Source organism: Vibrio makurazakiensis (genome assembly GCF_050337375.1).
Lineage (GTDB): Bacteria > Pseudomonadota > Gammaproteobacteria > Enterobacterales > Vibrionaceae > Vibrio > Vibrio makurazakiensis.
In genome coordinates this window covers 1-2,023 of sequence record NZ_JAKJSW010000398.1, presented here as the reverse complement: position 1 = coordinate 2,023, position 2,023 = coordinate 1, and the positions used below count along the sequence as shown (strand labels likewise).

Here is a 2,023-nt window from a genome sequence, read left to right as displayed (position 1 = left end):
CTTTGAAGTAGAATTCGTAGAGTATCGTAGTGATGATCCAAAACTACGCAATAGTTGAATTTTTTTGGTCAACGGGGTGGACGTTGATGAAAAAGTGAAGTGCCGACTAATCGGCACTTCGTATTAGGCTAATGAGTATAAGTTAAATTGATTGGCTGTGTTTCAGTAACTCTTGCTTCACTTCATCAGTTGCAAAAGTTTGGCCAACGGTCATCTGGTAAATACGACGGTAGTCTTCAAGGTTTAATTTAAACGTCTCCATCACTTTTTGGACTTCTTTCGTCATTGTTGTGTTTGAAACAGTGCGGTTGTCCGTGTTGATGGTAACTTGAAGCTCATCGTTATAAAACTCTTTGAACGGGTGCAGAGATAGCTCGTTTACCGCTTTAGTTTGAACATTACTACTTGGACAAGTTTCTAGGGCTACAACGTCTTGCTTAACTTTGTTGTAAGCGGCTTCGTGGTCATTAATCGCAACGCCGTGGCCGATACGCTCAGCACCAAGCATTTCGATAGCGTCATAAACGTTTTGACCATTACCTTGCTCACCAGCGTGAATTGTCACTCGGTAGCCTTTAGCGCGTGCATAATCAATGTAAGAAACGTAGTCCTTACAGAATCCATCCAATTCGCTTCCTGCTAGATCAATTGCAGCAACACCTTTGTTTAGGTACTGCTCACCAGCGTCTACCACTTCTTTAATCGTGTCAGAAGGCATGAACTTAACCATCGACAGAATGTAGTTACCTTTAATGTCGTACTTTTCTTCCGCTCGCTTCATGCCTTTTACAACACTACCAATAATCTGAGCGTAAGTTAGCCCTTGCTGAACGTGTAACTGAGGACCAAAGCGAACTTCAAGGTACTTAACGTTTTCTTGTGCTGCATCTTCAAACAATTCGAAAGAAGTACGCTCAAGGCTATCTGCCGTCTGCATTACAGAGATTGGTAGGTCAAAACGTGCAAGGTACTCTGGTAAATCTGTACAAGTTTCTGGTGCAACCATCAATTCTTTGATTTCATCTACATCGTTGCTAGGAAGAGTTATGTTTTGTAGGTTAGCTAGATCAAGCACGGTTTGTGGTCTTAGGCTGCCGTCTAGGTGGCAGTGAAGATCTATCTTTGGTAGGTCGAAGTAATTCATAACTGTTCTCTTTACAATGTATAATTTGGGTCATTACGGTATTCAGTCGTGAATTACGAGCATTGAATACACGTTTATATTAGAGAGCCTTTGCTCTTCTTTGTTATGGTGGTTAGTCTAACCAAGTACTTAGATTAAAGCACACGACAATTGTCAGGTATTTAAGCACTTGATTTAAAAAATGATAAGTTTGGTATAAAAACATTGTATGAATAAGGCTGAAATTTTAAGAGAAGGGCAAGAAAAGTTTCGACAGTTGATTGAAAACGAAAACTTGCGCACCATCACTTTGCAAAAAGGGGACTACATTGCGAGGCAGCATTCCGACATTACCGAAGTCTATTGGTCCCGTAATGCACAGTTCGTTGTTCTTCATACCGCTCAAAATGGTAAGACATTAAGTTTGGGTGACTACAGTTTAGAAGATAACTTTTTTGGTGAAGTTGAATTCTTCTCTGGTAGACCCTGTTCTTTTGATGTGGTCGCAACAGCAGAAATTGAGTTAGTCGTCATTCCTAAAGACCGTTTTTCTGAAATCTTGATCCAAGAAGGTACAATCGCATTTTGGATGAGTCATAGAATGTCGAATATGTACCAAACGTCGATGAATACGGCAATTGAACGCTCTTTGTATCCCTTAAAGTTCAATATCATCAAAGATATTGTGAGCCGTTATACATCGAGCGATCGCTCGGTAAATCATAGTTTTATGTACCAAGAAGCGCAGAGATTTGGTTGTACGGAACGTGCATATACGCGCATTATTCATGAGTTGATCGATCAAGGTTTAGTGCGTAAAGGGCAAGATCCTTCTTCTATTATTCCAGTCGATATTCAGTTGTTGATCGACTATATCGAAGAGTATCATCAGTAAAGAGT

At 40.3% G+C, this 2,023-nt stretch carries 2 protein-coding genes; one reads left to right on the top strand and one right to left on the bottom strand.

Annotation, left to right across the window (positions count from 1 at the left end):
- Positions 1–142: 142 nt before the first annotated feature.
- The gene (add, locus tag L4C33_RS21860) at positions 143–1,144 is read right to left on the bottom strand and encodes an adenosine deaminase (protein ID WP_428814487.1); all 1,002 of its coding nucleotides are present in this window, start codon (positions 1,142–1,144) and stop codon (positions 143–145) included.
- 208 nt (positions 1,145–1,352) lie between these two features.
- Between add and L4C33_RS21855 the strand changes: the two genes are divergently transcribed.
- Entirely contained in the window at positions 1,353–2,018 is a 666-nt protein-coding gene (locus tag L4C33_RS21855) for a Crp/Fnr family transcriptional regulator (protein ID WP_428814486.1), read from the top strand.
- Positions 2,019–2,023: the final 5 nt, after the last annotated feature.